General features: G+C 68.6%; 30 protein-coding genes. 20 read left to right on the forward strand and 10 right to left on the reverse strand.

The features are described 5' to 3' along the window. Positions 1-22: 22 nt before the first annotated feature. The 3 genes from NL2_RS13285 to dksA all read right to left on the reverse strand — a co-directional run bounded on the left by NL2_RS13285 (position 23) and on the right by dksA (position 2,588). The gene (locus tag NL2_RS13285) at positions 23-1,492 is read right to left on the reverse strand and encodes an ABC transporter substrate-binding protein (RefSeq protein WP_245647685.1); all 1,470 of its coding nucleotides are present in this window, start codon (positions 1,490-1,492) and stop codon (positions 23-25) included. Positions 1,493-1,570: 78 nt separating this feature from the next. Next, a complete protein-coding gene (locus NL2_RS13290; protein WP_068076065.1) occupies positions 1,571-1,933 on the reverse strand; it encodes a PilZ domain-containing protein in 363 nt (120 codons plus the stop codon). Between the two features lie 196 nt (positions 1,934-2,129). After that, the gene (dksA, locus tag NL2_RS13295) at positions 2,130-2,588 is read right to left on the reverse strand and encodes an RNA polymerase-binding protein DksA (RefSeq protein ID WP_068076066.1); all 459 of its coding nucleotides are present in this window, start codon (positions 2,586-2,588) and stop codon (positions 2,130-2,132) included. Between the two features lie 374 nt (positions 2,589-2,962). On the opposite strand from dksA, the gene NL2_RS13300 reads away from it, so the two are divergent. Next, positions 2,963-3,247, forward strand: a complete 285-nt coding sequence (locus NL2_RS13300) for an SEL1-like repeat protein (RefSeq protein ID WP_157083173.1) — start codon at positions 2,963-2,965, stop codon at positions 3,245-3,247. 186 nt (positions 3,248-3,433) lie between these two features. Here NL2_RS13300 and NL2_RS13305 read toward each other — a convergent pair whose 3' ends face one another. The 5 genes from NL2_RS13305 to NL2_RS13325 all read right to left on the reverse strand — a co-directional run bounded on the left by NL2_RS13305 (position 3,434) and on the right by NL2_RS13325 (position 6,770). Then, positions 3,434-4,570: a GNAT family N-acetyltransferase gene (locus NL2_RS13305; protein ID WP_068076068.1), complete on the reverse strand. Its 1,137-nt coding sequence runs from the start codon at positions 4,568-4,570 to the stop codon at positions 3,434-3,436. Beyond that, a complete protein-coding gene (locus NL2_RS13310; RefSeq protein ID WP_068076070.1) occupies positions 4,567-5,343 on the reverse strand; it encodes a glycerophosphodiester phosphodiesterase family protein in 777 nt (258 codons plus the stop codon). The genes NL2_RS13305 and NL2_RS13310 overlap by 4 nt, the downstream gene beginning before the upstream one ends. After that, positions 5,315-5,785, reverse strand: coding sequence for a RidA family protein (locus NL2_RS13315; RefSeq protein ID WP_068076071.1), 471 nt, complete (start codon positions 5,783-5,785; stop codon positions 5,315-5,317). The genes NL2_RS13310 and NL2_RS13315 overlap by 29 nt, the downstream gene beginning before the upstream one ends. Further along, complete coding sequence (locus NL2_RS13320) at positions 5,782-6,411, reverse strand: HAD family hydrolase (protein WP_068076263.1); 630 nt, start codon at positions 6,409-6,411, stop codon at positions 5,782-5,784. The genes NL2_RS13315 and NL2_RS13320 overlap by 4 nt, the downstream gene beginning before the upstream one ends. A gap of 83 nt (positions 6,412-6,494) precedes the next feature. Beyond that, a complete protein-coding gene (locus NL2_RS13325; RefSeq protein ID WP_068076072.1) occupies positions 6,495-6,770 on the reverse strand; it encodes a DUF3572 family protein in 276 nt (91 codons plus the stop codon). Between the two features lie 85 nt (positions 6,771-6,855). Here NL2_RS13325 and NL2_RS13330 point away from each other — a divergent pair, with 85 nt between their 5' ends. Continuing rightward, the gene (locus NL2_RS13330; protein ID WP_068076074.1) at positions 6,856-7,218 is read left to right on the forward strand and encodes a response regulator; all 363 of its coding nucleotides are present in this window, start codon (positions 6,856-6,858) and stop codon (positions 7,216-7,218) included. A 15-nt stretch (positions 7,219-7,233) separates the two neighbouring features. Here NL2_RS13330 and NL2_RS13335 read toward each other — a convergent pair whose 3' ends face one another. Continuing rightward, the gene (locus NL2_RS13335) at positions 7,234-7,818 is read right to left on the reverse strand and encodes a Pycsar system effector family protein (protein WP_084356085.1); all 585 of its coding nucleotides are present in this window, start codon (positions 7,816-7,818) and stop codon (positions 7,234-7,236) included. Between the two features lie 186 nt (positions 7,819-8,004). Here NL2_RS13335 and NL2_RS13340 point away from each other — a divergent pair, with 186 nt between their 5' ends. After that, positions 8,005-8,247 (forward strand): acyl carrier protein, encoded by a 243-nt coding sequence (locus NL2_RS13340; protein ID WP_084356086.1) that lies wholly within the window; start codon positions 8,005-8,007, stop codon positions 8,245-8,247. A 12-nt stretch (positions 8,248-8,259) separates the two neighbouring features. Continuing rightward, positions 8,260-9,531, forward strand: coding sequence for a serine palmitoyltransferase (gene spt / locus NL2_RS13345; RefSeq protein ID WP_245647686.1), 1,272 nt, complete (start codon positions 8,260-8,262; stop codon positions 9,529-9,531). 132 nt (positions 9,532-9,663) lie between these two features. Here the strand turns inward: spt and NL2_RS13350 are convergent, their stop codons facing one another. Continuing rightward, complete coding sequence (locus NL2_RS13350; RefSeq protein ID WP_068076080.1) at positions 9,664-10,299, reverse strand: YqaA family protein; 636 nt, start codon at positions 10,297-10,299, stop codon at positions 9,664-9,666. Between the two features lie 199 nt (positions 10,300-10,498). On the opposite strand from NL2_RS13350, the gene NL2_RS13355 reads away from it, so the two are divergent. The 16 genes from NL2_RS13355 to NL2_RS13425 all read left to right on the forward strand — a co-directional run bounded on the left by NL2_RS13355 (position 10,499) and on the right by NL2_RS13425 (position 22,080). After that, positions 10,499-11,065: a hypothetical protein gene (locus tag NL2_RS13355; RefSeq protein ID WP_174522615.1), complete on the forward strand. Its 567-nt coding sequence runs from the start codon at positions 10,499-10,501 to the stop codon at positions 11,063-11,065. Continuing rightward, positions 11,052-12,383 (forward strand): DNA-packaging protein, encoded by a 1,332-nt coding sequence (locus NL2_RS13360; protein ID WP_157083167.1) that lies wholly within the window; start codon positions 11,052-11,054, stop codon positions 12,381-12,383. The genes NL2_RS13355 and NL2_RS13360 overlap by 14 nt, the downstream gene beginning before the upstream one ends. A 68-nt stretch (positions 12,384-12,451) precedes the next feature. After that, the gene (locus NL2_RS13365) at positions 12,452-13,630 is read left to right on the forward strand and encodes a phage portal protein (protein ID WP_068076084.1); all 1,179 of its coding nucleotides are present in this window, start codon (positions 12,452-12,454) and stop codon (positions 13,628-13,630) included. Positions 13,631-13,650: 20 nt separating this feature from the next. Beyond that, a complete protein-coding gene (locus tag NL2_RS13370; RefSeq protein ID WP_068076267.1) occupies positions 13,651-13,959 on the forward strand; it encodes a DUF6127 family protein in 309 nt (102 codons plus the stop codon). Beyond that, the gene (locus tag NL2_RS13375; RefSeq protein ID WP_068076086.1) at positions 13,956-14,405 is read left to right on the forward strand and encodes an HK97 family phage prohead protease; all 450 of its coding nucleotides are present in this window, start codon (positions 13,956-13,958) and stop codon (positions 14,403-14,405) included. Before NL2_RS13370 ends, NL2_RS13375 begins: the two co-directional genes overlap by 4 nt. A 104-nt stretch (positions 14,406-14,509) precedes the next feature. Then, a complete protein-coding gene (locus NL2_RS13380) occupies positions 14,510-15,652 on the forward strand; it encodes a phage major capsid protein (protein WP_068076088.1) in 1,143 nt (380 codons plus the stop codon). A gap of 140 nt (positions 15,653-15,792) precedes the next feature. After that, positions 15,793-16,353 carry a head-tail connector protein gene (locus NL2_RS13385; protein ID WP_068076090.1) on the forward strand — a complete coding sequence of 187 codons (561 nt, stop codon included), beginning with the start codon at positions 15,793-15,795 and terminating at the stop codon, positions 16,351-16,353. Next, complete coding sequence (locus NL2_RS21220; RefSeq protein WP_157083168.1) at positions 16,350-16,514, forward strand: hypothetical protein; 165 nt, start codon at positions 16,350-16,352, stop codon at positions 16,512-16,514. Before NL2_RS13385 ends, NL2_RS21220 begins: the two co-directional genes overlap by 4 nt. Continuing rightward, a complete protein-coding gene (locus NL2_RS13390; protein ID WP_369405457.1) occupies positions 16,511-16,906 on the forward strand; it encodes a DUF3168 domain-containing protein in 396 nt (131 codons plus the stop codon). Before NL2_RS21220 ends, NL2_RS13390 begins: the two co-directional genes overlap by 4 nt. Before the next feature lie 77 nt (positions 16,907-16,983). Then, positions 16,984-17,391, forward strand: a complete 408-nt coding sequence (locus tag NL2_RS13395; protein ID WP_068076096.1) for a phage major tail protein, TP901-1 family — start codon at positions 16,984-16,986, stop codon at positions 17,389-17,391. A 2-nt stretch (positions 17,392-17,393) separates the two neighbouring features. Further along, complete coding sequence (locus NL2_RS13400) at positions 17,394-17,720, forward strand: gene transfer agent family protein (RefSeq protein ID WP_068076098.1); 327 nt, start codon at positions 17,394-17,396, stop codon at positions 17,718-17,720. Then, entirely contained in the window at positions 17,717-17,920 is a 204-nt protein-coding gene (locus NL2_RS13405) for a phage tail assembly chaperone (RefSeq protein WP_068076100.1), read from the forward strand. Before NL2_RS13400 ends, NL2_RS13405 begins: the two co-directional genes overlap by 4 nt. Next, positions 17,907-18,491, forward strand: a complete 585-nt coding sequence (locus NL2_RS13410; protein ID WP_068076102.1) for a tail tape measure protein — start codon at positions 17,907-17,909, stop codon at positions 18,489-18,491. Before NL2_RS13405 ends, NL2_RS13410 begins: the two co-directional genes overlap by 14 nt. Before the next feature lie 15 nt (positions 18,492-18,506). Continuing rightward, positions 18,507-20,846, forward strand: a complete 2,340-nt coding sequence (locus NL2_RS13415; RefSeq protein WP_068076104.1) for a DUF2460 domain-containing protein — start codon at positions 18,507-18,509, stop codon at positions 20,844-20,846. Further along, the gene (locus NL2_RS13420) at positions 20,843-21,664 is read left to right on the forward strand and encodes a phage/gene transfer agent baseplate hub protein (RefSeq protein ID WP_068076106.1); all 822 of its coding nucleotides are present in this window, start codon (positions 20,843-20,845) and stop codon (positions 21,662-21,664) included. Before NL2_RS13415 ends, NL2_RS13420 begins: the two co-directional genes overlap by 4 nt. Continuing rightward, on the forward strand, positions 21,661-22,080 hold the full coding sequence (locus NL2_RS13425) for a C40 family peptidase (RefSeq protein WP_174522616.1): 420 nt from the start codon (positions 21,661-21,663) through the stop codon (positions 22,078-22,080). Before NL2_RS13420 ends, NL2_RS13425 begins: the two co-directional genes overlap by 4 nt. Positions 22,081-22,082: the final 2 nt, after the last annotated feature.

Below are 22,082 nucleotides of genomic sequence, written 5' to 3' on the forward strand. Positions count from 1 at the left end.
CGATAAGGAAGCATTCGCCCCCTTATCTGGGGATCACGGCCATCGGCGGCAAGGGATGCCAGCCCCACGGGTTCGGCGCGAACCCTGAAACGCGCGCGCGGACCATCGACCAGCGCAGCGGACGGGCGATGGGGATGTAGAAATTGGCGGCGGTGATTTCGGCCTCGGCCTCGGCCAGCAAGGCCGCGCGTTGCTGCGGATCGCTGGTCGCGCGCGCTTCGGCCATGCGGGCATCCCCGGTGGGGCTGCACGGAACCCGGCCCGCGCCGCAGCCCAGCTGGTTGAGGAACCATGTTGCCCGGCCATAACGCGCCACGCTGTCGATCAGCCGCAAGTCGGCGGGTGCGCCTTCGGGCACTTCCCGGACGCCAAGCCCGATCGCGGCAAAATCCTCGGTCAGCCGCGCCAGCACCAGCCGCGAGCCGGGTCCGCCCGGCATGGCCACGCGCAACTGTTGCACTTGCTGCCCGCCGGCCTTCCACCGCGCAACCCGCGCTGCGGCCACGGCGCGCCGCTCGACCATCGACATCGCGGTCCAGCGCTCGCCGATCGTGCCCAGGTCGCCATCGACATCGGGCGACACGATCCGCGTCGTGGGGTGCCAGCCGCCGACGTTGAACGCGCCGATCAGCGCATCGCGGTCGATCGCCATGCCCAGCGCCTCGCGGTTGGAGGGATCGGCGAAGAACCCGCCGTCGTTCTCCACCAGCAGCCCGAACAGGCCGATCACCGGATCGAGCTGGACGTTGCCGCGCGACAGGCTGGTGATCCCGGCCAGCGGCAGCGAATCGATCCGCCCGCCCAGCACCACATCGACATCGCCGTCGTTGAAGCGGCCCACCGCGGCGCGCGAGGATTCGAACCGCACCAGCAGCGCCCTGACGTGCTGTTCAAACGCGGCTTGCGCTGGCAGGCCCCGCTTTTCCGGGGGAATGAGCGTAAGCTGCAGGATCGCGCTATCGCGCCGCTGCGCCATGGGTCCGGTGGCGTGCCCTTTGTAGGGCAGGCCGAGTTCGGGTTGCGCCAGCAGCGTCAGCAGGTCGGGCATCTGGCTTTTGAGGTCGATCTCCACCACCCGTCCGGCCATCGTGCGGACGTCCTCGACATCGGCAAGATCAAGGCCCAGCGCCGTCCCGCGCAGCGCGCCGAGCGCCCGACGCAGCGCACCGGCGGCCGATTCGGCGGTGATCGGCGTACCATCGGGCCAGGTCCCGTCGCGCAGGCGGAAGATGTAGCTTTGGCCGTCGTCGGTCACGATCCAGCGATCGGCGATGGCGGGGACGACACGGCCTTCGGAATCGAACCCCACCAGCCCTTCGACCGTGGCGTTGCGCAGCAACTGGGCAGCGGGCCCAAGCCGCGATCCGCCGGCGCGCACATCGGCGGCGTCGCCGATCACCGAAACCGGCAACGCCCCGCCGTTGCCACGCCCGCAGGCTGCGAGCGCCAACGCGGCGCCAAGCGACATCAGCAGGCGGGGATACCGGGCCATCATCGCGGCCTAGCAGATACGATTGGGGCGGTCAGCGCCGGCGGCGCGCAATCACCGGAAAATCAGCAACGAAGTCCGTCAGATCTTGCGAATGCTGCTGGCCTTGGGGGCGTGCATCGGCGGTTTGACGAAGCGCGGCGTCATCGATTCGCCGACGGGCACCGGCGCGCGCACCAGCTTGGCGTCGACATCCTCGAAAAAGGCGATACCGAACCGGCTGTCCTGGATCCAGGCGACCACGCCATCGGTCCAGCCGATATTGCGAAGGTTGACCTGCAACTGGGTGCCGCGCTGCACCTTCATCGGCCCTTCGGCCATCATGCCGCCGGGCGAAAGGTTGCGCACCTTGATGCGGTGTTCGACATCGGTCCCCGTCAGGCGCACGTCCGCCATCAGGAACAGGCTGTCGCGCCCCAAATGCCGATGGTCGAGCTCTGTCACCGATCGGTTTCCGTTCTTCTCCAGGTGTCCGACTGGACGCGAATCGATCCGAGGTTCGATCCGTTCCGGTGGGATATTCGCAAGTTTTACTGACCAGACCTTATAAGGGCGTGGCCAAGAAATCGTTAACGCGCGTGGCCATTAACCATATTTTGCGCCCGGAATCGACCTTTTTGCGTCACATTCCACAATGCGGCTACATATCGCGGGAAATCTTCTCGCGTCGTTCGTGCGCTTGCTGGGCTTCGACCGTCATCGTGGCGATCGGACGGGCGACCAGCCGACCCAGCCCGATCGGCTCCCCGGTGACCTCGCAAAAGCCGTATTCACCCTCATCGATGCGGCGGATGGCCGAATCGATCTTGGCGATCAGCTTGCGCTGGCGGTCGCGCGTGCGCAGTTCGATGCCCCAGTCGGTCTCGCTCGACGCGCGATCGTTGAGGTCGGGTTCGCGGATCGGTCCATCCTGCAACGACGCCAGCGTGCCCGCAGATGCCGAAAGGATCGAACGCTTCCATTCCTGCAGCAGCCGCCGGAAATAATCCTGCTGGGCCTCGCCCATGTAGGGTTCAGTTTCGTTCGGGACGTAATCTCCGGGCAAGGCCCGGCGGGCTTTTGCAAGGACATCAATTTCGTCAGTCAAAGTCGCCGCCATCCGGCCCTCCGGTTGAACCAAGAATACCGACCCCTGGCCCGCGTCACCCGTCGAAAAGCGATGCAGGCTCGTGGCTTGGCGCGCCTATACGAGCGGGCCGGAATCGGCACAAGTCATTCTGCACGCCCCATAAGGCGATCAACATCAAGACGGGCCGAACGGAGGTGACGGCGATCACGAAATGCCTGCTCGCGGTACATTTTTGCGGCGTTAACCATTTGTTGACCTTGTTTGGTGACTTTGGGGTCACGGACAGGGCCAGGGGGCGCTGCCGAAACGGGGGTTCAACGATCGTGGGAAAAGCATGGATCAATCTGGTCGCGGATGGTGCGGCTACCGATTTCTCGCCCGATTTTTCAAGCGGTGATGATGCCCTGCGCGGCACCGACCTGCTGGTGGCGACATGCCTGGCCGCTGCGGCACAAGGCGATGGCAATGCCTTCTTCGACCTGGGCGTCGCGTTCTCGACCGGCAGCCACGGCGTCGATTGCGACCTGGTCGAAGCGCACAAGTGGTTCAACCTGGCCGCGGTTGCCGGACATGACGAGGCGGCGCTCTGCCGTGCCGACATCTCCGAGGAAATGACCGCGCGTGAAATCGCCGAAGCGCAACGCCGCGCCCGCGAATGGATCGCCGCCTCCAGCCGCCGCGCTGCCTGACACGATCTGACGCAAGACTTGCCGGGTTACGATCCGGCCTTCGCTCCCTGTCCTGTCTCTCCGCCGCGTTCCATCAGGGGCGGCGGGGCAGGAAGCGAGGGCCGGAACTAGCGCTTTCGGTTTGAGTAGACACCGGCCCGTCGCCGTATCCGACGTGAGTCGGAGAAAACCTGACGGCATCAGCCGTCAGTCGTGGTCCTTGCGGAACGGCGTGTGCTGCCCCAGCCACTGCGCGTCCTGCGCCACGCCGGCACGCTCGCGCTCGAGAAAATCGGCCACCGCCGCGCGAAAGCCCCGGTCGACGATGTAGTGCGCCGAGAATGTGCGCACCGGCTCGTACCCCCGCGCCAGCTTGTGCTGGCCTTGCGCCCCCGCCTCGACCCGCGACAGACCCAGCGCGATCGCCGCGTCGATCGCCTGGTAATAGCACAGCTCGAAGTGGAGGAACGGCTTGTCCACCACCGACCCCCAGTACCGCCCATAGAGCGCGTCCTCGCCGATGAAGTTGAGCGCCCCGGCGATCGGCGTGTCCCCGTCGAAGGCCAGCACCAGCAGCACCTTGTCGGCCAGCCGCTCGCCCAGCAGCGAAAATGCGCGGCGGGTGAGATAGGGCGTGCCCCACTTGCGCGCGCCGGTGTCCTGATAGAACTGCCAGAACGCGTCCCAGTGCTCGGGCCGGATGTCGGCACCGGTCAGCGCGGCGATCCGCACCCCGGCCTGCGCGGCGGCGCGTTCCTTGCGGATGTCCTTGCGCTTGCGCGACGACAGCGCGTCCAGGAACGCATCGAAACTGTCGTAGCCCCGGTTTTCCCAGTGAAACTGGATGTCGTTGCGCAACAGCCAGCCCGCAGCCTCGAAATACGGCACCTGCTCCGGCTCGATGAACGTGGCGTGCGCCGACGACAGCTTGTTGGCGACGCACAGCTGCTCGGCGGCGCGCAGCAGCGGCAGGGCGAGGTCGTCGCGATCGCCCAGCAGCAGCCTGGGGCCGGTGGCGGGTGTGAACGGCACGCTCAGTTGCAGCTTGGGATAGTAACGCCCGCCGGCGCGGTGCCAGGCATCGGCCCAGCCCTGGTCGAACACATATTCGCCCTGGCTGTGGTCCTTGAGGTACGCCGGCAGCGCGGCGGCGAGGCGGCCATCGGCGCCGGCGATCGTGATCGGCGCGGGCGACCAGCCGCTACGCCCACCGACGCTTCCGGAATCTTCCAGCAGCTTGAGGAAGGCATGGCTGGTGAACGGATTGCCCGATCTCGCCAGCCGATCCCACGCGTCTGCGGGAAGCGCGCCGACCGATTGCGCGATCGTGGCGGTGATACTCACGCGGGGAGCCCGGCCCCCTCGGCGATCGGGGCATCGGCATGGCGCGCAGCACGATCGACGTGTTCGGCCGATCGCACCGTCCAGGTCAGCAGCGGCAACCCGCGCCGACGCTGCGCGCTGGCAAAGCCGCTGGGCAGGTCGCGGATGTCATAGGCGAGGAACTGCGGCTTGGCCGACCACAGCGCGAGATGGCGGCGCAGGCGCCCCAGCAGCGTGCGCTTGCCATCCTCGGTCACCACCAGCCCGTGCGCGACGTGGCGCGAATGGACATGGAACCAGCGCGACACGCGCGGGTCGAAGCTCATCACCGCGACCGGCCCGCGATAGCCTTCGAGCACGCGCCGCACCGCCAGGCACAGCGGGGCGATGCGCAAGTCGTCCCTCGACTTGATCTCGATCAGCAACGGCACCCGGCCAGCCACCTGATCGAGCAGCTGGCGCAGCGTTGGAATGCAATCCGCGCTGCCCGACAGCGTCATGCGCCCCAGTTCGGCGGCGCTGTGTTCGATCACCGGGCCGCTCTGGCCGGTCAGCCGGTCAAGCTCCCAGTCGTGGAACACCATCGCCGCATCGTCGCTGCTGCGCTGGACATCGCATTCGATGCCGTGCCCGCGTGCGATCGCGGCGGCGAAAGCCGATGGCGAGTTTTCGGGCACGCCGGACCCGTGCAGCCCGCGATGGGCGTACGTCGCGTCGCGCAACCAATCGACCTGACCGGGTTTCGGCGCAGGCGCGAACCAGGCGTCAAGCAGGGTGGAGGGCAACAATCGCATCGATTTCCACTGCTGCGCCCAGCGGCAGGACGGGAACGCCCACCGCGCTGCGGGCATGGCGGCCCGCATCGCCGAATACCGCGACCATAAGTTCCGAGGCGCCGTTGGCGACTTTGGGCTGATCGGTGAACGTGCCGGTCGAATTGACGAACGCGCCCAGCTTGACGATCCGCGCGACGCGGTCGAGCGATCCGCCAAGCGCAGCCTGCACTTGCGCCAGAATCATCAGCGCGCAGGCCTGCGCAGCGGCGACGCCCTGCTCCAGCGTCACATCCTCGCCCAGCCGCCCGGTGACCAGCGCGCCATCGACGAACGGCAGCTGCCCCGAAACGTGCAGCAGCCCGCCCGCCTCGACCGTGGGCACATAGGCCGCCACCGGCGCGGCGGCCTTGGGCAAAGTGAGGCCGAGTTCGGCAAGCCGTGCCGCGACCGTATCCGTCATGTTCGCGATTCCTTCGTCAAAGCTTCGTGCTCGTGCGAGCCCCCGTGCAATTCGGCACCCGTCAGGCGGTCGAGCAGCCACGGCAGCGCGCTGGCCCAATCGTCGATCCGGGCGTGGGCATCGCCCGCCGCATGCGCGCAATCGATGTGCGGGGCAAGCAGCGGTTCGCCGCACAAGTGCAGCCGCGCAATGTGCGGCACCACGTCGCGCGCCGAGCCGTGGTGCTGCGGCAGATCGTCGATGAACACCGCGCGGCTGGGCCGGTATTCGTCGAGGATCGCCTTCAGCGCCGGGCCTTTCGGCCCCGAATTGGTGAACACCCGGGCGTGGATGCCGACATCGCGCAACTGCTGCGCGCGATGTTCCTGCCGGTGATCGCCCAGATTGGTAAGGATCACCACATCGGCGTGTTCGGCCAGCTTGTTAATCCCCTCGACCGCGCCGGCGATCGCCTGCTGGCGGTGCATCTCGGTATCGAAGAACAAGTTGAGGTAGCGCCAGATGTCCGACGGTTCGACCAGCGAGCCGCTGGCGCGATGGCGCAGCGCCTGGCCGAAATCGGCGTTCTTCATCGAAAAGTCGACGTCATGCGCTTCGGCCAGCCAATCGCGGAACGGTGCTACCATGTGCAGCAGCACTTCGTCGCAATCGCTGATGACCAGCGGGCGGCCGGTGGCGGAGAACGTGGCGGAGACCGGCGGGGCGGCGCTCACGACAGCGCCTCGCGCGCGGCGACCAGATCCTGCGGGCGGACGGCCAGCGCATCGGCGGCGGCGACCAGATCGGTTTCGTGCGCCGCCAGGAAATCGAGCACCGCGCCCAGCACGGCGGGATCGCTCAGCCCGGCGCGCAAGTCGTCGGGGGCCAGGCCGGTCAGCGCCAGCAGGCGGTCGGCGCGGGCCGGGTCGGCCAGTACCCAGCCCAGCGCACCCAGCGCCAGCGCCTGCGGATCGGCGGCATGTCCGGATGATTTCTCGCGAATGATTTGTCAGGACCTTTCCGGGTCAATAGAGCGCCTGCCATTGGATTGGGTCGGTCGGCGGGCTTCGATCGGCATGTAGGGGCGGTAGGTGGCAAAAAGAATATTGGTTGTCGAGGACAACGACCTCAATCGCAAATTGTTCTGCGATCTGCTGAGGGCCAACGGCTTTGCGGTGGAGCCCGTGGCCGACGGGCGCGAGGCGATCGACCGCGCGCGCAGCTTTGTCCCCAACCTGGTGATCATGGACATCCAGCTGCCCAATGTCTCGGGGCTGGAACTGATCGAGGCGCTGAAGGCCGACAAGGACTTGCGCGCGATCCCGGTGCTGGCGGTAACCGCCTATGCCGGCAAGGGCGACGAGGAACGCATCCGCGACGCCGGCGCCGAGGGTTACCTGGCCAAGCCGGTGTCGATCGGCCCGTTCATGGAAGCGGTGCGCAAGCTGGTGTGAGCGCCGCGCCGCTTGCTAGCCGTGCAGGTAATGCACCGCATGCTCGATGATGAAGGTCGTCACCGTCAGGCACAGGCCCACCATGAATATCTTGTAGGCGATGGCGAGAAACTTGTACTTCTTGCGCTGCAGCACCTGCCCGTTCTGGTAGATATCGTGCAGCATGGTCCGGAACACGGTTTCATCGGCGCGCAGTTCGCCGATCACGTCATCGATCCATTCCCTTTCGTCCATGTGGGTGAAATAGCCGAAGAACAGCTTGTTCGGGTTGTCGCCGCCCGGGTTGTGCTTGCCGGGGGTCGAAATCGACGGCAGCACCGCGAACACCGCCGACAGCGCCGAGGCGAAGGCGAACATCGCCAGCACCATCAGCGACCACGGCATCGATCCGTTCTTGGCCTGCCCGACCGAGATCGTGAACACCAGGAACGTCGCGCCCATCAGGATCGAGGCCTTGGCATCGGCCATCTGGCTCAACGTGAGGTTGATCTGCTGCGATGTGCGGACCAGGTGGATCGCGTGATTGGAAAAGCCGGTGGGCGAAGGCATCGACGGTGACGCCTTGGGCCGTTCGCCGGCGGCGTCGGGCATATCGGCCATCATTTCCCCCAATTGCTTATAGTTGCACGCAGTTTCAGCAGGGCATGGCATGACACAAAACTGTCATGCTTGACAAGCGGCGCCGCTGGCCGCTTTTCAGCCGCAATCGTCTGCCACGGCGCGCCGGTGTCATGGTAAAACCGCTGATCGGGCCTTCCCGCTGACGGGACCGCTTTGGAGAATATGATGGATCGCGCAGAAACCGCCGCCCGCATCGCCGGGCTGATCGAGCCTTTCAACAAGAAGGGCGTCGCGATCGCCGACTACACCAGCTTTGCCGGCGATCTGGAATGGGACAGCCTGACGGTGATGGACTTCGTCGCCGCGATCGAGGACGAATTCGACATCATCATCACCATGAACCAGCAGGCCGAGATCGAGACTTACGGCCAGTTGATCGACGCGGTGGTCAAGCTGCAGGGTGCCTGAGGGAGCGAGACGATGAGCGAAGGTATCAGCCAGGCCGACCGCCCCGACGTGGCCGAAAGCACCAAACCCGGCCCGGCCCCTGCGGCCACCGACCTGTTCTCCAAATTCGATCCGCTGATCGAACAGCGCCGCGCGCTGCTCGCCGGCGGGGTCGAGGATCCGTTCAGCCTGGTGATGGAGCGCGTGCTGTCGCCCACCGTGGCGATCTGCAACGGCCGCGAGACGATCCTGCTGGGCACGTACAACTACATGGGCATGACCTTCGACCCCGACGTGATCGCGGCGGGCAAGCAGGCGCTCGACGATTACGGCGCGGGCACCACCGGCAGCCGCGTGCTCAATGGCACATACGCCGGACACCGCGCGGTCGAGGAGGCGTTGAAGGATTTCTACGCCATGGACCACGCCATGGTCTTCTCCACCGGATACCAGGCCAACCTGGGCATCATCTGCACCATCGCCGGCAAGGGCGATTACATTGTGCTCGACATCGACAGCCACGCTTCCATCTGGGACGGCTGCAAGATGGGCGACGCCGAAGTGGTGCCGTTCAAGCACAACGACATCGAAGCCATGGAAAAGCGCCTGAAGCGCATTCCGGCGGGCGCAGGCAAGCTGGTCGTGCTCGAAGGCGTCTACTCGATGCTGGGCGACATTGCGCCGCTCAAGGAGATGGTCCGCGTCGCCAAGGAAAACGGCGCGATGGTGCTGGTCGATGAAGCGCACTCGATGGGCTTCATCGGCCCCAACGGGCGCGGCGTGGCCGAAGATCAGGGCTGCCTCGACGATGTCGATTTCGTGATCGGCACGTTCTCCAAGTCGGTCGGCACGGTGGGCGGCTTCTGCGTTTCCAACCACCCCAAGTTCGAGATCATGCGGCTGGTGTGTCGCCCGTACGTGTTCACCGCCAGCCTGCCGCCAAGCGTGGTGGCGACCGCCGCCGTCTCCATCCGCAAGCTGATGCACGGCGCGGCCAAGCGCGCGCATCTGTGGGAAAACAGCCGCACGCTGCACCAAGGCCTGCGCGATCAGGGCTTCACCCTGGGCACCGACACCCCGCAAAGCGCGATCATCGCGGTGATCATGCCCGATCTGGAACGCGGCGCGGCGATGTGGGAAGCGCTGCTGCACGAAGGGCTGTACGTGAACCTCGCCCGCCCGCCGGCCACCCCTGCGGGCATGACTCTGCTGCGCTGCTCGCTGTGCGCCGAACATTCGCCCGCGCAAGTGCAGACCGTGCTCGGCATGTTCGAACGCGCCGGCAAGGCGGTGGGGATTATCTGAGCGGTCGATTAGGCCGGGATACGCAACAGCATGTCCCGGCGGTTAGCTGCAGCGATTCCGCGGGGACACGGTATTCGGTGTCCCCGTCGTCACAGCCGGATGGACGGTGACACGCAGCAGCATGTCACCGGATCAGGCCGCAGCGCTTGCCGCCGTATCGCACTTGGCATCGACTTTGTGGTTGCCCCCGCCGAGCAGCGTGATCGCCAGAAACCCGCCGACCACCAGCACCACGAAGCCCACCGTCACCAGCGCCAGATACTTGTCGATGAACGCCTTGATCGGTGCGCCGAACAGGCGGAACAGCACGCCCACGATCAGGAAGCTGATCGAGCGGCTGATCACGCTTGCGAGCAGGAACGGGCCGATCGGCATCGCAATGAACCCGGCGGTGATCGTCAGCAGCTTGAACGGGATCGGCGTGGCGCCCTTGATCATGATGATCTCGGGCCCGTATTCGCGCAAATAGCACGCCGCCTTGGGAAAGCTTTGCGTCAGGCCGAGCAGGTGGATCAACTGCGTCCCCACCGAATCGTACAGGAAATGCCCGATCGCGTAGCCCAGCATCCCGCCCATGACCGAGGCGACGGTGGCGATCACCGCATAGCGGATCGCGCGCTTGGGCTGGGCCAGGCACATCAGCCCGAGCAGCGGATGCGGCGGTATGGGGAAGAAGCTGGCTTCGACGAACGCGAACAGCGCCAGCCACAACTCGGCGCGTGGGTGCGCGGCCTTGGCCATGGTCCAGTCGTAAAGGCGGCGCAGCATGGCGGGAACTCCGGCGGGTGCAGTGGGCCGCGTGTTAGGCGAGCGGATCGAAAAGGGCCAGCCCCGATCAATTAACCTATTTGGCACTTTGCCATTGACATCGTCACGCTGTTTGGGTACATAAACGGAACATCGCGAAAGACCGAGTCGCTCCGGCGGCCACCTCCGCCTCCTGCTCCCCACCAGCAACGGACACACGATGGCTCCTTCATTCCGGGTCGCGCTCACCGCGCGTGCCCCCCGCAAGCCTGCGCGCCGCCCCAAGCCGACGCCCAAGTGGGTGCGACCGTTCCTCGCCGCGCTGGCCGACACATCCAACGTCAGCGCCGCCGCGCGCAAGGCCGGCATCGCCACGTCGGCGGTGTACGAACGCCGCCGCGCCGACAGCGATTTCAACCGCCGCTGGCAGGTGGCGTTGTGCGAAGGCTACGACAACCTCGAGATGGAACTGCTCCACCGCCTGCGCACCGGCGAGGTCAAGGTGGCACTGGGCGCGCGCAAGGGATCGCGCAGTTTCGACAATGCCACCGCGCTCCGCCTGCTGGCCGCCCACCGCGACAGCACGACGCGGTCCCGCGCGCTGCGCGACAACGTCGATGCCGCCACCATCCGCGCCTCGATCGACCGCAAGGTTGCCGAAATGCGCGACCGGGTGCTGGCCGCCAAGGCCGCGCGCGAGGCAGCGGCGCAAGCCGACGCCGGCGTTGTCGTACCCGGACAGCTTTGCATCGAACACAGCCGAAAGGATGCGGATGAACCCGCCTGACGCATTCGACTGGCTGGAGGAAGCCGCACCCGACGACATCGACGAACTGGGAGAAGGCTTGTCCGATAACGAACGCCACGAATGGCCGTACAACTGGCGCCTGTGGGCGCGCAACGAACAGCTGGCACCGCAAGGCGAATGGCGGCTGTGGCTGGTGATGGCCGGACGCGGCTTCGGCAAGACCCGCGCCGGGGCCGAATGGGTCCGCACCATTGCCGAGGGCATTCCCGAGGCGCGCATCGCGCTGGTCGCCGCCTCGCTGGGCGAAGCGCGCAGCGTGATGGTTGAAGGCGACAGCGGCTTGCTGTCGGTCAGCCCGCCCGCCCGCCGCCCCCGGTTCGAACCCTCGCTGCGGCGGGTGACCTGGGACAACGGCGCGCAGGCGACGCTGTATTCGGCGGGCGAGGCGGAATCGCTGCGCGGCCCGCAGCACAGCCACGCCTGGTGCGACGAGATCGGCAAGTGGGACGATGGCACCGGGCAGGCGCGCCGCAGCTGGGACAACCTGCTGCTGGGCATGCGCCTGGGCGAAACGCCGCGCATCGTGGCCACGACCACCCCGCGCACCGTCCCGCTGATCCGGCGGCTGGTGAAACAGGCGGGCGAAGAGGACGACGTCATCCTGACCCGTGGATCGACCCGCGACAACATCCGCAACCTGCCGGGCCGGTTCATCGCGGATGTCGAGCGCGAGTTCGCCGGCACCACGCTGGGCCGGCAGGAGCTGGACGGCGAGATGATCGAGGACTTGCCTGGCGCACTGTGGACGCGGGCGCTGCTGGAACGGTGCCGCGAAGCCAAGGCGCCGCCGTGCACGCGCATCGTGGTGGGGGTCGATCCCCCGGCGAGCGCCACCGGCGACGCCTGCGGGATCGTGGTTGCGGGCATGGGAGACGATCGGATCGCGCGGGTGCTGGCGGACGCCTCGGTCGAACAGGCCAGCCCCGAGCGATGGGCGCGCGCCGTGGCCGAGGCGGCGCGCGCCTGGGGCGCCGACCGCGTGGTGGCCGAAGCCAACCAGGGCGGTGCCATGGTCGAAAGCGTGCTGCGCGCGGCGAACGCCTCGCTGCCGCTGCGGCTGGTCCATGCCAGCCGGGGCAAGTCGGCGCGGGCGGAGCCGGTCGCCGCGCTCTATGAAGCGGGCCGCGTGCGCCACGCCGGGCTGTTCGCGCGGCTGGAGGACGAGCTGTGCGGGCTGGTGCCGGGCGGCGGCTACCACGGCCCGGGCCGCTCGCCCGACCGCGCCGACGCGGCGGTGTGGGCGCTGACCGAGCTGATGCTCGGCCGCGCCGGTGAACCGCGCGTGTGGTGGGATTGAAAGGTGAGCACGCACACTGCGGCAGCCGTGACGCACAATGCTCAAACAACTTAACCGAAAGGCGTTTCATGTCGTTTTTCCAATCGATCGCCGACGCCTTCAAGGGCGCGCCGGTGACCGCGCGTCCACCGTTGGGGCGCAGTTTCGTCTCGCCCTGGCTGAGCGCCGACTGGCGCGCCGGTGGCGGATCGGGCGGCGAGGCGCGCGGGCCGTTCCACTACACCGCCGCGATCCGCGCGGGCTACCTGCAGAACCCGGTGGCGCAGCGCGCGGTGCGGCTGATTGCCGAAGGCGTGGGCGGCGCCCCGCTGGTCGCCTCCGATCCCGATCTCAAGGCGCTGGTCTGCGCCACCAGCGCGGGCCAGTCGCTGCTGGAAACGGTGGCGGCGCAGCTGCTGCTGCACGGCAACGCCTTTGTCCAGGTGCTGCGCGACAGCGGCGGGCACCCCGCCGAACTGTTCGCGCTGCGCCCCGAACGCGTGACGATCGTGCCCGACGCCAGCGGCTGGCCGGCGGCCTACAACTATCAGGTCGGCGAAAAGGCGGTGCTGATCGACGCGGTCGATGATCTGGGCCACGCCAATGTCATCCACCTCAAGACCTTCCACCCCGCCGACGACCATTACGGCGCGGGCTGCCTCGAGGCGGCGGTCGAGGCGGTGGCGATCCACAACGCGGCGAGCGTGTGGAACCGCGCACTGCTGGAAAATGCGGCACGGCCATCGGGCGCGCTGGTTTATGATACCGGCGAACCGGGCGCGGCGCTGTCGTCCGACCAGTTCGACCGGCTGAAGGCCGAGCTGACCGCCGCCTATTCGGGCCAGGCCAATGCCGGGCGGCCGATGCTGCTGGAAGGCGGGCTGAAATGGCAGAGCCTGGCGCTGTCGCCCGCCGACATGGATTTCGCCACACTGAAGGCCGCGGCGGCGCGCGACATCGCGCTGGGCTTCGGGGTGCCGCCGATGTTGATGGGGCTGCCCGGCGACAACACCTATTCCAATTACCGCGAGGCCAACCGCGCGCTGTGGCGGCTGACGCTGCTGCCGCTGGCGGGCAAGATCCTCGCCGGGCTGCTCGAGGGCCTGACGCCATGGTTCGACGGCGCCGGCCTGTCGATCGATCTCGACCGGGTGCCCGCGCTGGCCGAGGACCGCCAGCAGCTGTGGAGCCAGGTCAGCGCCGCTGGCTTCCTCAGCGACGAGGAAAAGCGCGCGATGCTGGGCATTGCCCCGGCGGTGGCGGCATGAGCCCCTCGCTCGCTCCGGCGATGAACCGCGAAGACATGCTCGCCCGCCTGATCGCGCAGGCCGAGACCGAAGGCTGCGAACTGGTCACGCTGCGCGCGATCGTGGAGGAAGCCTGCGATCTGGGTGCGGCGCGGGTGCTCACCCGGATGGGCCTCGCCGATCAGGGCGCGCACGAGGATCTGGTTCAGCTGCGCGAACTGCTGCGCGCCTGGCGCGACGTGAAATCGAGCGCGTGGAAGGCCGCCGTCGGCTGGATCGTGCGCGGGGTGCTGGCGCTGCTGCTGCTGGGCATCGCGGTGCGCCTCAATCTGGGGAACGTGATGCCATGACCGATCCGACCCATCCCGCCACCCCCGCCGCTGGCTCCGCCCCGGTCCGGTTCGCTGGCTATGCCGCGATCTTCGGCAAGCGCGACAGCGGCGGCGACGTGATCCTGCCCGGCGCGTTTGCCGCGACGCTGTCGGCGCGCGCCGCATCGGGCCAGCCGCTGCCGCTGTTCTGGCAGCACCGGCCCGACCGTCCGATCGGCTGGATCGATACCGTGGCGGAAGATGCGCGCGGCCTGCGCGTGACCGGCACGCTGAGCGATCCCGCCGCGACCGGCACCACGCTGCTGCGCGCCGGCAGCGTCAACGGGCTGAGCTTCGGCTACCGCGCCACGGCGGCGCACGGCACGCCCGAGGGGCGCACGCTGCAGGCGGTCGACCTGGTCGAGGTCAGCCTCGTCACCCGCCCGATGCAGCCGATGGCACGGGTGCATTTCGTCGCCGGGTAACGCTTCACGTCAATCCTCCGGGCACATCCCGGCACACCCCACGATTCCGACCGGCCGCCCCATCCATGGGCGGCTTTTTTCATGCAGAAAGGACGTTGAGTTCCATGGACATCGCAACCGAAACCAAGGCCGACCCGCTGGCCGCATCGTTCGACATCGTCGCCCGCCAGGATGCGCAGGACGTGCAGATCAATTCGCTGCAGGGCGATGTCGAGGAAGTGAAAGGCCGGCTCGACAAAGTCAGCATCGCCGCCTCGCGTCCGCCGCTGGCCGGCGGCGACATCGTGTCACCGCAGGTCAAGGGCTTCGTCGACGGCTACTTGCGCCACGGCCGCGAGACCGAGCTCAAATCGCTCACCCAGGGCAGCCTGCCCGACGGCGGTTTTGCCGTGCCGCGCCAGATCGATGAAATGATCGCGCTGCGGGTGGTCGAGATCAGCCCGATCCGCGCGATTGCCTCGGTCGTGCAGACCGGGACCAGCGGCTACCGCCGGCTGATCTCGATCGGCGGCGCGGCATCGGGCTGGGTCAGCGAAACCGCCGCCCGTCCCGAAACCGCCAACCCCAAGCTGGCCGAAATCGTGCCGCCGTCGGGCGAACTGTACGCCAACCCCTCGGCCAGCCAGCAGATGCTCGACGATTCGGTGTTCGATCTGGAAGGCTGGCTTGCCGGCGAGATCGCGACCGAATTCGCCCGTGCGGAAGGGGCCGCGTTCGTCAACGGCACCGGCATCAACCAACCCAAGGGCTTCCTGACCGGGCCGACCAGCAATGCCGGCGATACCGCCCGCCCGTTCGGCACGCTGCAGTACGTCGTTTCGGGCAACGCCACCGGGTTCGACACTTCGCCCGACAGCAAGATGATCGACATGGTGTTCCAGACCAAGGCGCCGCTGCGCCAGGGCGCGTGCTGGGTTATGAATTCGGCGACGCTGGCGGCGGTGCGCAAGTTCAAGGCGGCCGACGGCAACTTCCTGTGGCAGCCGGGCCTGGTCGGCGGCCAGCCCGACCGCCTGCTGGGCTATCCGGTGATCGAGGCGGAAGACATGCCCGATATCGCGGCGGGCAACTTCCCGATGGCATTCGGCAACTTCCGCGCCGGCTACCTGATCGCGGAGCGCAACACGACCACGATCCTGCGCGATCCATTCACCAACAAGCCCTACGTCCAGTTCTACGCCACCAAGCGCGTGGGCGGACAGCTGGTCGACAGTGACGCGATCAAGCTGCTCAAGATCTCGACCTGAGCCGGCTGGCCCGAACGGGCCCGACGCACTGAACGGACCGGCGCGCAATCCCTCTCCTTGCGGCCGGACCTGCGCCCGTGGCGGGTATCCCCTTGCCCGCCACGGGCGCCTTTTTCCTCCCCATTTTTCCGGAGATTGCCATGAAGCGGGCAATAATCGCGCCGCCTGCGCTGTCCCCGGCGGCGCTGGACGAGCTCAAGGCGTGGCTCGGCGTCACCACCACGGGCGACGATGCCGAACTGATCGCGCTGCTGCGCACCGCGCTGGAGCTGTGCGAAGGCTTTACCGGCCGGATGCCGCTGCTTTCGACCTGCGAGGATGTGCTGCCCGGCTGTGCGGGGTGGCAGGCGCTGTCGGTGCGGCCGGTCCAGACGATCGCCGGGGTGGCCGCGCTGGCGCCCGACGGCACGCGCAGTGCCGTGTCCGCTGCGGGTTACGAGCTGGACCTCGATGCCGAGGGCGGCGGGCGGGTCCGGTTGCTGGTGCCGATCTCCGTCGCCACGCTGTCGAGCCGGATCGTGGTGACGTTCACCGCCGGGCTGGCCCCGACGTGGGACAGCCTGCCCGATGCGATCCGCCATGGCGTGATCCGGCTGGCGGCGCACCACCACACCAACCGCGACGCTGGCGCGGGGGCGGCGGAACCGCCTGCCACGGTCGCGGCGTTGTGGCGGCCCTGGCGGCGGGTGCGCGTCCTGTGATCAGCGCCAGCGCCAACACCGCCGCGCTGTTCGCGCAGCTTGTCCGCCAGGCGCAGGCGCTGGCGCAGGCCCGCGCGGCGATGGCCGCGCAAGGCCGCAACGCTGCGCGCTGGCGCAGCGCGAGCCTGCTGTGGCCACTGTTCGGACAGGAGGGAGCATGACCATGGAAATCGCCTTTCGCGCCGCCCTGCTGGCCTGGCTGGCCGCCGATCCCGCGCTGGCGTCGGGCCTCAACGCCATAGTCGAGGAAGCGCCGCTGCGCACCGCCCTGCCGTGGCTGGCGCTGACCGCGAGCGCCAGCATCGACTGGGGCACCAAGGACGGCGCGGGCCGCGAAATCCGCGTCGCGCTGGAGCTCAACTATCGCGGCGACGATCCGCTGTCCGAAAGCGCGCTGGTCGCGGCGGTCGAACGGCGGATCGAGAGCCTGCCCGCCACCCAGCCGGGGTTCCGCCTGGTGACGCTGACGTTCCTGCGCGCGCGGGCGGAGCGGCGCGGCGAAGCCCGGCGCGCGCTGGTGCTGGAATACCGCGCGCGGGTGCTGGCCGGATAGAATTTGTTCCTCTGGCGTGGAAGCGGCACCGGCCCGCTCCCGCAGACTTTCCCTCACAATCACAAGGAGAACCGACCATGGCAGCCCAGAAGGGAAGCGCCTTCCTGCTGAAGATCAGCGATGGCGCGGCGACGCCCACTTACGCCACCGTGGCGGGCCTGCGCACCACGCAGATGTCGATCAACGGCGAGACGGTGGTGGTCACCAGCAAGGATTCGGGCGGCTGGCGCGAGCTGCTGTCGGGCGCGGGCACGCGATCGGTCTCGGTCAGTGCCGCCGGAATCTTCCTGGGCAGTGCGGCCGAAGCGCAAGTGCGCTCGCGCGCGCTCGACGGGACGATCACCGATTACCAGCTGTCGTTCGACGGCGGGGAAAAGCTGCAGGGCCAGTTCTTGATCCAGCGGCTGGACTACTCGGGCGATTTCAACGGCGAGCGCAACTACACGCTGACGCTGGAAAGCTCGGGCGCGGTGGCACCGGCGTGAGCATGACCACACCGACCGACGCCCCGGCCAATTCCTGGCGCGGCGAAACCACGCTGCGGCTGGGCGAAACGGCGCATGTGCTGCGCCCCAGCTTCGCAGCGCTGGTGGCCGCCGAGGACGAGCTGGGTCCGCTGTTCGCGCTGGTCGAACGTGCGAGTGCGGGCGAGTTGCGGCTGGGCGAGATGGTCGGCCTGTTCTGGCACTGCCTGGCGTCCCGCGAAGGGCAGACCCGCGACGCATTTGCCGAGGCGGTCGCGCAGGCCGGGCTGGCCGCCTGCACCGCGCCGCTGCGCGCGCTGCTCGTGCAAGTGCTCAAAGGCAGCGCGTGAGCGAGCGCTTCGGCGCGGCGGCGGCGCGGCTGGCGGGACAGGCCGCGCTGCTGCTGGGCTGGCTGCCCGGCCAGTTCTGGGCCGCGACGCCCGAGGAATTCGCCGCGATCCTGTCCGCCGCCGCGCCCACCGGCGGCGCGGGCATGGACCGCACCACCCTCAACGCCCTGATGGAGCGCGAACGCGATGCAAGACCTTAATGCACTGGTGATCGACGTGCGCGCCAGCACGTCGGGCTTTGCCGCAGACGTGGCGCAGATGCGCGGCAGTTTCGATTCGATTCTGGTCGACGGGTTCGTGCGCAGCGGCGACGTGCTCGAAAAAGGGCTGCTCGGCGCGATCCGCCGGGGCAGCCTGGGCTTCGAGGACTTGCGCAAGGTCGCGCTGGGCGTGGTGGGCGACATCGCCTCGCAGGCGGTGCGCGCCGGTATCGGCTCGCTCGGGCTCGGCGGCGGTGGCGGCGGCCTGGCGGGCGGTGCGGTGCAAGGCCTGGGCAGCCTGATCGGTTCGATCTTCGGCCTGCCCGGGCGCGCCACCGGCGGTCCGGTCGCCCCGGGGCGCGGTTATCTGGTGGGTGAACGCGGGCCCGAACTGTTCGTGCCGACATCGTCGGGCAGCATCGCCGCCAATGGCGCCGGCGCCGGCGGGTCGCGCGACGTCAACGTCTCGATCCGCGTGGTCGCGCCGGCTGGATCGGGCGCGCCCGAAAGCCTGCAGCGATCGAGCCGCCAGGTCGCGCAGGCCGTGCGCCGCGCGCTGGCCGATTACTGAGAAAGGCCAGATCCGATGACCTATTGGCTCGCCACGCGCCGCACGGTGCAACAGGCGGACACGATCCAGCGGTTCGATCCGGGGTTCTGGACCGTGGACTTTCCCCGCCCGGCGATGGCGGCGGCGACCACGCCCGCGCCCGACGCGTTGCGCGTCGATGCCGTGTTCCAGAAGGCCGACGATCTGGTCGGCGTGATCTGGGACAGCGCGGATCGCTGGGACCACCCCCTGCTCGCCTACGCTACCGACCGCGATTACGGCCGCACCGCGCTGTCGTTCCGCTGGCGATCGGGCGGCGTGCTGCCGCTCGACGCGGTCAACGGGCCGACGCTGACGATCGAAGGCCACGATGCCGCCGGCGCGCCGCGCAGCTGGTACGTGCGGCTGTGGAACTATGCCACCGGCACGCCCGAGGATGCGACGGTGCGCCTGCCGTTCTCGGCGCTGGCGGGCGGGTTCCTGCTGCCGGGCGAGGCCGACCCGGTGTTCCCTGGCGCGATCGACCGGATGTTCATCTCGCTGGTCGCGCCGGGCTATGCCCCCGGCGTCGCCACCGCGTTTCCCGCTCCGGTAAGCGGTTGGGCGGAACTGAGCGAAATCCGCTGCGACGGCCATCGCGCGATGCTGGAGATCGGCGACGTGATGGTTCCGGAACACGCGCTGGGCATCGCGACGGGTTATGACGACGCCTACAACCAGACCCCCGCCCGGCTGCTGCGCGCGATCCGGGGCCTCGGCTATCGCGGCAGCATCAACCATTACGTGGGCATGAGCCATTTCTTTCCGCTGGTCCCCGACGGAGCGGGCGGGTTCGTGGTCGATCCGGCGCTGCCCGCGCTCAATCCGGCGTCGCTGGCCTGGCATCGCGCATTTTTCGCCGAAGCAGCCGCCACGGGATACAGCGTGATCGTCTCGCAATCGTACGAACTGCTGGCGCAGCACTGCCCGCCGGCATGGCAACAGCGCAGCGCCAGCGGCGATCCGGCGCGAACCGGCTGGGTGCCCCCGTCCGCGCTGCTCTCACCCGCCAATGGCGCGGCGATGGCGTGGCTGCGCAAGGTCGCAAGCGCGTTCGTGGCGTTGCAACGCGAGGCGGGCCTGCCGGTGCGGTTCCAGGTGGGCGAGCCGTGGTGGTGGGTCACGTCCGACCGGCGCATCTGCCTTTACGACGATGCGGCGAAGGCGGCGCTAGGGGGCAATCCGGTGGCGATTGCCGACCTTGCCGCACCGCTTTCGGCCGCGCAGAAGGCGCTGCTCGATCAAGCCGGCGGCCTGCTATCGGCATCGACTGCCGCGCTGACAGCAGCGGTGCGGCTGGCGGCCGGGAGCGCCGGGGCTGAGGTCCTGCTGCTCGCGTACCTGCCCACGGTGCTCGATCCCGCGATGCCCGAAATGGCACGTGCCAACCTGCCGACCGGGTGGGCGTCACCCGCGTTCGACGTGCTGCAGCTTGAGGATTACGACTGGGTCACGCAAGGCGCGGATGCCTTGCGCATCACCGCCCGCGCCACGGTCGAAACGCGGCTGGGTTATCCGCGCAGCCGCCAGCATTACCTCTCCGGCTTCGTGCTGCGGCCCGAAACCGCCGCCACCGACTGGGCGCGGATCGACCGTGCCGCCAGCGACGCCGTCACGCTCGGCGTCGCCGAAACGTTCATCTGGGCGCTGCCGCAAGTGGCGCGCGACGGCTTCACCCGCCTTCCCGACCCCCCGCTGGAGGATACCATGCAAGCCTTCGATGATGTCGTGTTCCCGCTGGCGCTGGGCCGGGCGGCGACCGTGACGCCCGAATTTTCCACCAACGTCACGATCACCGCCTCCGGCTTCGAGCGGCGCAACAGCCTGTGGGCCGATGCGCGGCTGCGGTTCGATGTCGGACCGGGCATTCGCTCCGAGGCCGAACTCGGCGAGCTGATCGCGTTCTTCCGCGCGCGGCGCGGGCAGGCGCGCGGGTTCCGCCTGCGCGATCCGGCCGACTTCAGCTCCAGCGCGATGACCGGCACGCCCGGCATCGCCGACCAGCCGCTGGGCACGGGCGACGGGGCGACCGCGCGGTTCGAACTGGTCAAGCTGTATGGCGAGGGCGCGGATGCGCAGCGCCGCCGGATCACCCGGCCACGGCCCGGCAGCGTGCGGATCAGCGTCGGCGGGGTCGCGCCGGGCGGCTGGTCGCTCGAGCCGCTGGGCACGATCGCCTTCGCCGTGGCGCCGCCCGCTGGCGCTGCCATCCGCGCCGGGTTCCTGTTCGACGTGCCCGTGCGCTTTGCCGAGGACCGGCTCGATATCGCCGGCACCGTGTTTGCCGCCGGCGAAGCGCCCAGCGTGCCGCTGATCGAACTGCGCGAGGCGACATGAGCCGCGCCTGGTTCAGCACCACGCTGGAAACGGTTGCGACCTGGTGGCGGATCGAACGGCGCGACGGCGTGACGCTCGGCTTCACCAGCCACGACCACGATATTGCGTTCGACGGCCTGCTCCACCGCACCGCGCCCGGCATGGTCCCCTCGGCCATCCGCCGCACCGCGACGTTCGAGGCCGACAGCGCCGAAATCGCGGGCGCGCTGAGCCACGATTCGATCCGCGAGGACGATCTCGCCGCCGGGCGCTTCGACGGTGCGCGCGTGGTGGTGGGGCTGGTCGACTGGGAAACGCGCGAGCACGACACGCTCTATGCCGGCACGATCGGCGCGGTCGGGCGCGAAGGCGCCGGCTTTTCGGCCGAACTGCGATCGATCAAGGCGATGCTCGATACCGAACTCGTGCCGCGCACCGCGCCGACCTGCCGGGCCGATTTCTGCGGGACGGGCTGCACCTTGTCTGCCCTGCGCTTCAGCCATGAAGCCTGGCTGAGCGCCGTATCGACCGATGGAACGGCGGTGCAGCTGACGCTTCCCGTCGATGCATCACGGTTCGCGTTCGGAACCTTGCGCTGGGTCGATGGCGTCGATGCAGGCGAGGTCCAGCGCATCGAAGACGTCGCGGACGGCTGGCTGGTGCTGGAACGCCCGATCGACCCGGCCACCCCGGCCGGGCTGCGCGCAACCTTGCGCGAAGGCTGCGATCACACGCTGGATACGTGCGCCACGCGGTTTGCCAACGCGATCAACTTCCAAGGCGAACCGTTCCTGCCGGGCAACGACCTGCTCGCGCGCTACCCGGCGGCACAATCTTGAACCGCGCGTTGGCCGACGCGGCGCTTGACCTCGTCGGCGTTCCGTTCCGGCTCCACGGTCGCGATCCCGCCACCGGGCTCGATTGCGTTGGGCTGGTGGCCGAGGCCGTGCGCCGCACCGGACGCACCGTGGCACCGCCCCGGGGCTACCGGATGCGCATGTTGACGGTCGCGCCGCTGCTGCGGTTCGCCGAGGCGAACGGCCTGGAGCCGACCGCCGCCGATCCCGACGTGATCCTGGCGCAAGTCCATGCGCTCCAGCCGCATCTGCTTGTCGTCGCGCCGGGCGGCATGGTCCACGCGCATGCCGGACTGGGCCGCGTGACGTTTCTTCCCGATCCGCTGCCCTGGCCGATCATCGCCGGCTGGCGCGCCATCCCGACCATCCTTCCGACCATCCCTGCGACAAGGACCTGATA

The sequence above is a fragment of the Novosphingobium lentum NBRC 107847 genome, from assembly GCF_001590965.1.
In the GTDB taxonomy this organism is placed as follows: Bacteria; Pseudomonadota; Alphaproteobacteria; order Sphingomonadales; family Sphingomonadaceae; genus Novosphingobium; species Novosphingobium lentum.

What these genes read in the sequence shown, in the direction of transcription:
- NL2_RS13380 (WP_068076088.1), top strand. Translation starts at nt 14,510, where the DNA reads ATGGACATCGCAACCGAAACCAAGGCCGACCCGCTGGCCGCATCGTTC.
- NL2_RS13400 (WP_068076098.1), top strand. Translation starts at nt 17,394, where the DNA reads ATGACCACACCGACCGACGCCCCGGCCAATTCCTGGCGCGGCGAAACC.
- NL2_RS13335 (WP_084356085.1), bottom strand. Translation starts at nt 7,818, where the DNA reads ATGGCCGATATGCCCGACGCCGCCGGCGAACGGCCCAAGGCGTCACCG.
- NL2_RS13375 (WP_068076086.1), top strand. Translation starts at nt 13,956, where the DNA reads ATGACCGATCCGACCCATCCCGCCACCCCCGCCGCTGGCTCCGCCCCG.
- NL2_RS13415 (WP_068076104.1), top strand. Translation starts at nt 18,507, where the DNA reads ATGACCTATTGGCTCGCCACGCGCCGCACGGTGCAACAGGCGGACACG.
- NL2_RS13385 (WP_068076090.1), top strand. Translation starts at nt 15,793, where the DNA reads ATGAAGCGGGCAATAATCGCGCCGCCTGCGCTGTCCCCGGCGGCGCTG.
- NL2_RS13410 (WP_068076102.1), top strand. Translation starts at nt 17,907, where the DNA reads ATGCAAGACCTTAATGCACTGGTGATCGACGTGCGCGCCAGCACGTCG.
- dksA (WP_068076066.1), bottom strand. Translation starts at nt 2,588, where the DNA reads ATGGCGGCGACTTTGACTGACGAAATTGATGTCCTTGCAAAAGCCCGC.
- NL2_RS13355 (WP_174522615.1), top strand. Translation starts at nt 10,499, where the DNA reads ATGGCTCCTTCATTCCGGGTCGCGCTCACCGCGCGTGCCCCCCGCAAG.
- NL2_RS13285 (WP_245647685.1), bottom strand. Translation starts at nt 1,492, where the DNA reads ATGGCCCGGTATCCCCGCCTGCTGATGTCGCTTGGCGCCGCGTTGGCG.
- NL2_RS13315 (WP_068076071.1), bottom strand. Translation starts at nt 5,785, where the DNA reads ATGACGGATACGGTCGCGGCACGGCTTGCCGAACTCGGCCTCACTTTG.
- NL2_RS13310 (WP_068076070.1), bottom strand. Translation starts at nt 5,343, where the DNA reads ATGCGATTGTTGCCCTCCACCCTGCTTGACGCCTGGTTCGCGCCTGCG.
- NL2_RS13365 (WP_068076084.1), top strand. Translation starts at nt 12,452, where the DNA reads ATGTCGTTTTTCCAATCGATCGCCGACGCCTTCAAGGGCGCGCCGGTG.
- spt (WP_245647686.1), top strand. Translation starts at nt 8,260, where the DNA reads ATGAGCGAAGGTATCAGCCAGGCCGACCGCCCCGACGTGGCCGAAAGC.
- NL2_RS13370 (WP_068076267.1), top strand. Translation starts at nt 13,651, where the DNA reads ATGAACCGCGAAGACATGCTCGCCCGCCTGATCGCGCAGGCCGAGACC.
- NL2_RS13340 (WP_084356086.1), top strand. Translation starts at nt 8,005, where the DNA reads ATGGATCGCGCAGAAACCGCCGCCCGCATCGCCGGGCTGATCGAGCCT.
- NL2_RS13420 (WP_068076106.1), top strand. Translation starts at nt 20,843, where the DNA reads ATGAGCCGCGCCTGGTTCAGCACCACGCTGGAAACGGTTGCGACCTGG.
- NL2_RS13360 (WP_157083167.1), top strand. Translation starts at nt 11,052, where the DNA reads ATGAACCCGCCTGACGCATTCGACTGGCTGGAGGAAGCCGCACCCGAC.
- NL2_RS13350 (WP_068076080.1), bottom strand. Translation starts at nt 10,299, where the DNA reads ATGCTGCGCCGCCTTTACGACTGGACCATGGCCAAGGCCGCGCACCCA.
- NL2_RS13390 (WP_369405457.1), top strand. Translation starts at nt 16,511, where the DNA reads ATGACCATGGAAATCGCCTTTCGCGCCGCCCTGCTGGCCTGGCTGGCC.
- NL2_RS13395 (WP_068076096.1), top strand. Translation starts at nt 16,984, where the DNA reads ATGGCAGCCCAGAAGGGAAGCGCCTTCCTGCTGAAGATCAGCGATGGC.
- NL2_RS13320 (WP_068076263.1), bottom strand. Translation starts at nt 6,411, where the DNA reads ATGGTAGCACCGTTCCGCGATTGGCTGGCCGAAGCGCATGACGTCGAC.